This window comes from Loigolactobacillus binensis (assembly GCF_005405165.1).
GTDB lineage: Bacteria > Bacillota > Bacilli > Lactobacillales > Lactobacillaceae > Loigolactobacillus > Loigolactobacillus binensis.
Genome location: NZ_BJDN01000034.1, coordinates 19,984 through 28,110, shown reverse-complemented (window position 1 = coordinate 28,110; position 8,127 = coordinate 19,984). Strand labels below are relative to the sequence as shown.

Genomic DNA, 8,127 nt, shown 5'->3' with positions numbered 1-8,127 from the left:
AACACAGTTATTACTCCTTTTAAGTTTTGTCACTTATGAGTCTAACTGGGTTGGACTTTTTTGTTAAATTTCTAAATGTTACAAACTAGCACCACACGTACTAAGATAATTATTACCTTAAAGACCCAACATAATTTTAAAAGCAAACGTACCCACATATTTTTAAATTAATAAAAGTTATCTATGTGAAATTGGATTAAAAAACGAAGCGATATTTTGGCCTACCCGAGCTATCTTATGGGAAATTTAAAAATTAGTTGATCAACAAGCGCACATTTGTTTGTCTAACTTATAGACAGCACCCACTTTTTTCTTTACAATTAAATGGATGTTCAAATTTTAATGCTTTTTTGTTTTGGTTACGTCAAGTGTTGTAACTAGACTTTCAATATTGGGTTAGTTTAGGATAGGCGTAGCCGATTTTATCAACTAAAAATGACAATCAACGAAGTGCTAATAGGCACATTAAAATTTCAATTAATCATCATTTGAGGAGGAACTGAACTTGTTTATAGATCAAGTTAGGATTACGGCCAAAGCAGGACGTGGCGGTGACGGTATGGTAGCGTTTCGGCGCGAAAAGTTTGTACCGTTAGGCGGGCCGGCCGGCGGCGATGGTGGCCGTGGTGGCAGTATTATTTTAAAAGTTGACGAAGGCTTACGGACATTGATGGATTTTCGCTATAAGCGGATCTTTAAGGCTGCTAGCGGCGAAAATGGAATGAATAAAGGAATGACCGGCCGTGGGGCCAAAGACACTTATATCAGTGTTCCCCCGGGCACCACAGTTCGGCGGGCAGACGATGATCAGCTATTAGGTGATTTAACTGAGGATCAGCAGGAATTAGTCATTGCTAAAGGTGGTCGTGGTGGCCGGGGCAATGTTCATTTTGCTTCGCCTAGAAATCCAGCACCAGAAATTGCTGAAAATGGCGAACCTGGTAATGAAATTCAAGTGAGCTTAGAATTGAAATTGTTAGCCGACGTAGGCCTGATCGGTTTTCCATCGGTGGGTAAATCAACCTTATTGTCAGTGATCACCAGTGCTAAACCTAAAATTGGTGCCTATCATTTTACGACCTTAGTGCCTAATTTAGGGATGGTCAGTTTGCCTGACGGTCGGAGTTTTGCTGCAGCTGATATGCCAGGCTTGATCGAAGGCGCGGCTAACGGCGTTGGTTTGGGAATCGAATTTTTACGGCATATTGAGCGGACGCGAGTTTTACTTCATTTAGTGGACATGAGTGGTGTGGACGAACAAGAGCCGTTTGCCGATTATGAAAAAATTAATGCTGAATTAGCTAAGTACGATCCCAGCTTGCTAGAACGGCCGCAAATTATTGTGGCCACTAAAATGGATATGCCAGATAGCGCTGAAAATTTAGCTAGCTTTAAAACGCAATTAGCTGCGGCTAAAGTTGAAGCACCAATTTTTCCGATTGCAGCTATTGCTCACCAAGGCCTAAACGATTTGTTGTTAGCAACCGCTGACTTATTAGAAGCGACACCGGCCTTTCCAATGTATACTGATGAAGCCGTGACCACTGAGAAAAATTATGATTACACTGCCGATCAAACAGCGGCCTTTAAGATCGAACGTGACGCTGAAGGTGTCTTCGTGATCACTGGTGAAAAGGTTGAACGCCTATACCAAATGGCTAATCTGGATCATGATGATAGCATTATGCGCTTTGCACGTCAGTTACGCGGGATGGGCATTGATGAAGCGTTGCGGGCAGCAGGCGCCAAAAATGGTGACCTCGTCCAAATTGATGAATTCACTTTTGAATTTGTTGAATAGGCTTGAATTAAAGAAATAGGTTGTGGCAAATAATGGAACACAAAAAAAGATTGGCAAACAGCCGCTACATCACCGGTATTGATGGGCTGCGAGCAATCGCAGTTATTGGGGTTATTTTGTATCATTTAATGCCATTTAGCATACCTGGTGGTTTTCTAGGTGTCGTTATTTTCTTAGTACTAACTGGCTATCTAATAACTGATTTATTAGTGCAAGAGTGGGACCAAAATGGACATGTTGCGTTGTGGTCTTTTTATCGGCGACGACTAGCTCGCTTGTATCCAGCACTAGTGACGATGCTCTTTTCTACAGCAGCGTACATGACGTTGTTCCAGCGGCAACTATTAGCACAGTTGCGGGGCATTCTTTGGAGTAATCTCTTATATGTTTACAATTGGTGGCAAATTGCGCATGGACAGTCTTATTTTGCCCGTTTTGCGCATAATGAATCACCGTTCACACATTTATGGACTTTATCGATCGAGGGTCAACTTTATTTAGTGTGGCCGATCCTTATTATTTCGTTATTAGTGTTTACGAAGCACCGTCACCAAATTGCCAATATTTTGTTTGGTTTAGGACTGATATCTGCCTTGTTAATGGCGATACTTTATGTGCCGGGGCATGATCCCAGCCGGGTCTATTACGGTACGGATACACGCTTATTTGCGGTTTTGTTTGGTGCGGCGCTGGCTTTAGTATGGCCAAGTACAATTTTAAAACCAAGTATTGGCCGACCACAACGACGCTTACTGAATGGCATTGGCGTCGTGACCCTTGTGATCACGATTCTCATGTATTTCAAGATTGATGCGCAAAGTACGTTTCTTTACCGCGGCGGGATGGTTTTGTTCACAATTGCCGTAGTTTTGTTAACGGCAGTAGTGGTCCATCCAGGAGCAAGTGTTAATCGTTGGTTGACTAATCCGCTTTTTACTTGGATCGGCAAGCGAAGCTATGGTATTTATCTCTACCAATTTCCGGTGATGATTTTTTATGAAAATCAAGTTCAGAATATTGCCCATTTACCGTGGCTACACAATTTGATTCAAATTGGCCTGATTTTGATAATCAGTGAGCTGTCTTATCGCTTTATTGAAAAGCCCTTTAGCCATCTGGATTGGCGCTTATTTACGCACCGTAGTCGGTACCATTTGTGGGCTATTCCGGCACTGACGGTGTTGGTGATCGGTTTAGTGGGTGCGATTCAGGCACCAACACACGCAACAACTGATAATACGCCTTTGGCCCGTAATATTAAGCGTAATGCGAAGGCTAATTCAGCCCGTAATGCTAAATTGATTGCAGCGGCTAAGAAACGGCAAAAGCAAGCGGCAACTAAGAACAGTAGTAGTTCGACCAATAGCAGTTCCAGCAGTAGTGTTGCGACTGTTGGTGATCTAACGCCTACGCAAATGCAACAAGCAGCGCAGATGCCGTTGGTCGGAGTTGGTGACTCTGTAATGTTGGACGGTGTGGATAGTTTGCAAAAGATTTTTCCGCAAATGATCGCCAATGCGTCCGTGGGCCGACAAGTGCGCAGTAGCCAAGCAATTTTAGCCAGTTATGCTAAGAAAGGGGTACTGGCACAAACGGTTTTAGTTGGTTTAGGAACCAATGGTGCCTTTACCGATCAGCAGTTGGATACTATTATGCGTACTGTCGGGGCTAGGCGCCAGGTTTTCTGGGTCAATGTGCGGGTGCCGACTCGTAGTTGGCAAAATTCAGTGAATGCCTCGCTGCAGAAGGCAACTAAACGCTGGCCTAATTTGACGGTGATCGATTGGTATGACTATAGCAATAAGCATCCAGATTGGTTTTACGCCGATCAGGTTCACCCCAATGAAAAAGGCAAACAACATTACGCTGATTTTATTGCGCAGCAAATTCTGCAACGAACTAAAGATTAAGTTAGATTTAAGTTAGTTTATTTATACTAGGCACATTAGAAAAAATGAGGTGGGTTAGCAATGGTTAAAAGTGCGAAAGCATTACTTGTGGAAGATGACGTGGAATTGTCTGCCAGTGTCCGTGACTTTATTACCGATTTTTTGGATGTCGATCAGGTCTACGATGGTGAAGAAGGCGAATTTGCGGCAACGCAAGGCATTTATGACTTAATTATTTTAGATCTAATGTTGCCAGGTAAAAATGGGTACGATGTTTTAAAGGCGATCCGCGCACAGCGAATCGAAACACCAGTGTTGATTTTAACGGCTAAAGATGGCATCGACGATAAGTTACATGGTTTCAATATTGGTGCGGACGATTATTTGACTAAACCATTTCACCGTGAAGAACTGATTGCACGGATCAAAGCGTTATTAAAACGCAGTGGTCATTTCTATCAGGAAAATGTGCTTGAGATCGCTGGTTTGAGTATTAATTTGCAAAATCGCAGTGTGGTCGTGGCGAACAATGAAATTCGTTTAAACGGTAAAGAATTTGATTTGTTGGTTTACTTAGTTGAAAATCAGAATACGATCATTACCAAGGAACAGATTTTTGATCGACTATGGGGGTTTGATTCGGAAACCAGTATTACTGTGGTGGAGGTTTATATGAGTAATTTACGTAAAAAATTAAAGCCATACCAAGCGGATACAATGATCAAAACGCTGCGCAATGTTGGCTATATGGTGGAAGTGACTGCATGAAAAAGGTTGTTAATCACAAGCAACAAATTCGGTTATTTATTACGGAATTGATCAGCTTTGCGATTATTTTTATCAGCTTAGGGACGATTGTTTACTTGTCCTTCCAGCACGAAATTTACCGTAATGTTGATCAAGGCTTGGAAATGAAACGCAGTCAGTTGTTGTTGAACCAATTTAAAAGTAACGTTAAATCTAAAAACAACGTTCGAACAAAAATTGTCCACAAGCAGGGCACACCGCCGCCGGATTTTCGGGTTAATTTTCTGATTTATGATAGTAAAGGTAAAGTGACTAATACACAGATGTTAGGCGATATTTACTCGTTATTATCGAACATTAAATTAAAACGGCAGCAACGCGGTAAAATCGTTAGTTTGACCACGGATGATGGCAGTAAATTTAGATCGTTATTGGTCAAAGTTCCAGCCAGCAACACCTCGAAAGTTTACGCTGGACGTTATGTGCAGATCATTCAAAATATTGATTCAGAAGATCAGGCTATTCAAAGCTTTCGGCGAATCTTGATTTTAACAATGCTTTTCTTCTGGTTATTATCGATTCTGCTCAGTTACTTCTTGTCCCGTTGGAATATGAAGCCAATTTTAAAATCATGGCAGCAGCAGCAAGATTTTGTGGCCAATGCCGCCCATGAGCTGCGGACGCCCTTAACGATCATTCAAAGTAAAATGGAACTTTTACTGACTAAGCCGAATGAGAAAATCATCAGTCAAATGGAGCCGATCGCCTTATCATTAGCGGAAACACGGCGGCTGAATCAGTTAACCCGTGATTTACTGATGTTGGCGCGGTCGGATTCGAATATGACTCAGGTAACGCGCCAACCGACGCAAATGAAGTCGTTTTTGGAGCAGGTGATCGCGCCTTATTCCGAAATTGCCGCCAGCCAGGACAAAACCTTTACGGCGCAAATCGACTTGGATAATGCACAAATGATCGATCAAAAGCGGATCCACCAGTTATTAGTTATCTTGTTGGATAATGCGCTTAAATATACACAAACTGGTGATCAAGTTCAGTTTAAAGCGCAGATTCATGGTAATCATTGGCAAGTTGAAGTGGCCGACACCGGTATCGGTATTGCGCCGGAAAATCGTAAAGCAATTTTTCAGCGTTTTTATCGTGAAGATAAGTCGCATAGCCGTCACACTGGCGGCAACGGCCTAGGCTTGGCCATTGCTAAGTGGATCATTGACAGTCATCAAGGAACCGTTAAAGTGTTGACCAATGAGCCCCACGGTTCCCGCTTCGTTTTAAGTTTCCCCATTGAACATATCAAAGAGCACCATCAGCAATAAGCGCGAGCCTGGTCCCGCGCTTATTTTGTGTGTAGGGAATTTAAGTTGCGCAATGAGGGAAAGACTGATTAAATAGATATATTTGAGGATCAGACAAAATTAAAATATAATGAACACGTTGCGTTATTTAATTATGGCCGTAACTTTAACGGTGGACGCAGCAATTTATAGAAATGGATGAATGAACTGATGGAATTAGAATTTCTCGGCACCGGCGCAGGGTCACCAGCGCGTTACCGCAATGTAACTAGTATCGCGCTGAAATTATTAGATGAACGAAATGCAGTTTGGTTATTCGATGTTGGTGAAGGCACGCAGCAGCAGATTTTGCGCACCACTATCCGGCCGCGTAAGGTAGAAAAAATTTTTATTACGCATTTACATGGTGACCATATTTTTGGCTTGCCTGGCTTTTTAAGTAGCCGTTCCTTTCAGGGGGGCAAACAACCGTTGACAATCTATGGACCAAAGGGAATTCGGGATTATGTCCAGACTAGTCTGCGCGTTTCTGATTCACGTTTGACTTATCCGATCAAGTATGTGGAAGTTAGTGATAATGGTCAGGTTTTTGAAGATGATACTTTTCGAGTTGAATGTCGTAAATTAGATCATCGAATTGCCAGTTTTGGCTACCGGGTGATCGAAAAAAATCATACAGGTGAATTACTGGTAGCTAAGCTACAAGCAGCTGGTGTGCAGCCGGGACCAGAATATGGTCTGATCAAGGCCGGTAAAGCAGTTACTTTAGCTAACGGTCAAGTACTGCCAAGTGGTGATTTCATCGGCCCGGCTCAAAAAGGCCGCATCGTTACTATTTTAGGAGATACCCGGCGTACGGCTAACAGTTATACCTTAGCGGCGAATGCCGACGTGTTGGTCCATGAGAGTACATTTGGTCAACCAGATGGGCGTATGGCGTATAATTATTATCATTCCACCAGTGCCCAGGCTGCTGAGGTCGCTAAAAAGGCACACGTTAAACAATTATTATTGACTCATATTTCAGCGCGTTATGTGGGCAAGGCAGCACATCAACTGCAAACTGAAGCACGGCAGATTTTTCCTAATACGCGGGTGATGAAGGATTTTGATCAAGTTGAAGTTCCGTTAGCAAAACATCAACCGATCACTAAATAATGTTGGGAGGATCGTGCAATGGATCTAGCAAATAAAACTGTGTTGATCACTGGAGCTTCCAGTGGCTTAGGCGCCGCCTTAGCCTATGCGGCGGTCGCTGCAGGTGCTAACGTGGTATTGTGTGCTCGGCGAGGCGAACGTTTGCGGCAAGTTGCGGCCCAGGCACGGGCTATTTCGGGACAACAGGCGTACGCGATACGCGTCGATTTAACTAAACCAACGCAGATCGATCAACTGATCAAAGTGCTGAAACAAAAGGTTGGTGCTATTGATGTTTTGATCAATAACGCAGGCGTCGGCTATTTTGAATCAGCCTTAGATCTACCACAAGCTAAACTGAAGCAGATGTTTACATTGGATGTCTTAAGTTTGATGCAATTGACGCAACAGATCGGGTTAAGTATGGCCGGTTTACACCAAGGGACTATCGTTAATATCGCCTCCCAAGCGGGTAAACTGGTGACGCCTAAGGCCAGCGGCTATGCAGCAGCAAAAGCAGCCGTGATCGCCTATTCCAATGGCTTACGAATGGAGTTGCGGCCATTTAATATTCATGTGCTGACGGTTAATCCAGGACCGATCAAAACCGAATTTGCCCATATCGCCGATCCAACTGATCAGTACGCCGCTGCAGTTAGCCGTATCGCTTTGGAGCCAGAAGTACTGGCAACTCGAATCATCCGCGGTATTCAACGACAACAGCGGGAAATCAATGCGCCGCGTTTAATGGAAGTAGCGGCCCGTTTACGCGGAATCTTTCCGGCCTTGGCGGATCATTTGATTGCCAGTCCATTATTTGATCGTAAATAGAAAGTATTGGAGGAAAATGGGATGAAAAATCAATGGCGTTTGGTTCTAGTTTTATTGTTGGCCTTAGTGATCGTGATCTTTGCAGTTTTAAATGTTGCTCCCGTCACGGTTCAATTTGGTTTTGGTAGTGCGAAGTGGCCACTGATCATTGTTATTATTGTGTCATTGCTATTAGGCGCAGTGGTAACCGTGTTAGTTTCAACGATGAGCGCTTTAGGCCTACGGCGGCAGGTCAAGGCCTTGACGGCAGAGAAAAAACAACAGGATACTGCCATCGACCAGGCTGTGGCCGCAGCTACGGCTAAGTTGAACACACAATTAGCCGAAAAAGAAGATCAGATTAATGCTTTACAACAAAAAACTGCCGCCAATTCGGCAACGGCTAGTAAAAAGTAAACAAAACTTT

At 43.4% G+C, this 8,127-nt stretch carries 7 protein-coding genes; all 7 read left to right on the top strand.

What is annotated here, in order from left to right:
* Positions 1 to 505: 505 nt before the first annotated feature.
* The 7 genes from obgE (at position 506) to FFM78_RS12240 (ending at position 8,117) form a co-directional block, all read left to right on the top strand.
* On the top strand, positions 506 to 1,801 hold the full coding sequence (gene obgE / locus FFM78_RS12270) for a GTPase ObgE (protein WP_137638690.1): 1,296 nt from the start codon (positions 506 to 508) through the stop codon (positions 1,799 to 1,801).
* A 32-nt stretch (positions 1,802 to 1,833) separates the two neighbouring features.
* Positions 1,834 to 3,711 carry an acyltransferase family protein gene (locus FFM78_RS12265; protein ID WP_137638689.1) on the top strand — a complete coding sequence of 626 codons (1,878 nt, stop codon included), beginning with the start codon at positions 1,834 to 1,836 and terminating at the stop codon, positions 3,709 to 3,711.
* A 60-nt stretch (positions 3,712 to 3,771) separates the two neighbouring features.
* On the top strand, positions 3,772 to 4,458 hold the full coding sequence (locus FFM78_RS12260; protein ID WP_137638688.1) for a response regulator transcription factor: 687 nt from the start codon (positions 3,772 to 3,774) through the stop codon (positions 4,456 to 4,458).
* Entirely contained in the window at positions 4,455 to 5,774 is a 1,320-nt protein-coding gene (locus tag FFM78_RS12255) for a sensor histidine kinase (protein ID WP_137638687.1), read from the top strand. The genes FFM78_RS12260 and FFM78_RS12255 overlap by 4 nt, the downstream gene beginning before the upstream one ends.
* Positions 5,775 to 5,963: 189 nt before the next feature.
* Positions 5,964 to 6,911, top strand: coding sequence for a ribonuclease Z (gene rnz, locus FFM78_RS12250; RefSeq protein ID WP_137638686.1), 948 nt, complete (start codon positions 5,964 to 5,966; stop codon positions 6,909 to 6,911).
* 18 nt (positions 6,912 to 6,929) lie between these two features.
* Positions 6,930 to 7,721, top strand: a complete 792-nt coding sequence (locus FFM78_RS12245) for an SDR family NAD(P)-dependent oxidoreductase (protein WP_137638685.1) — start codon at positions 6,930 to 6,932, stop codon at positions 7,719 to 7,721.
* A gap of 21 nt (positions 7,722 to 7,742) precedes the next feature.
* The gene (locus FFM78_RS12240; RefSeq protein ID WP_137638684.1) at positions 7,743 to 8,117 is read left to right on the top strand and encodes a LapA family protein; all 375 of its coding nucleotides are present in this window, start codon (positions 7,743 to 7,745) and stop codon (positions 8,115 to 8,117) included.
* The last annotated feature ends 10 nt before the right edge of the window (positions 8,118 to 8,127 follow it).

Excerpts from the sequence above, each read along its gene's own strand:
- FFM78_RS12245 (WP_137638685.1), top strand. The coding sequence starts at position 6,930 with ATGGATCTAGCAAATAAAACTGTGTTGATCACTGGAGCTTCCAGTGGC.
- FFM78_RS12255 (WP_137638687.1), top strand. The coding sequence starts at position 4,455 with ATGAAAAAGGTTGTTAATCACAAGCAACAAATTCGGTTATTTATTACG.
- FFM78_RS12265 (WP_137638689.1), top strand. The coding sequence starts at position 1,834 with ATGGAACACAAAAAAAGATTGGCAAACAGCCGCTACATCACCGGTATT.
- FFM78_RS12240 (WP_137638684.1), top strand. The coding sequence starts at position 7,743 with ATGAAAAATCAATGGCGTTTGGTTCTAGTTTTATTGTTGGCCTTAGTG.
- rnz (WP_137638686.1), top strand. The coding sequence starts at position 5,964 with ATGGAATTAGAATTTCTCGGCACCGGCGCAGGGTCACCAGCGCGTTAC.
- FFM78_RS12260 (WP_137638688.1), top strand. The coding sequence starts at position 3,772 with ATGGTTAAAAGTGCGAAAGCATTACTTGTGGAAGATGACGTGGAATTG.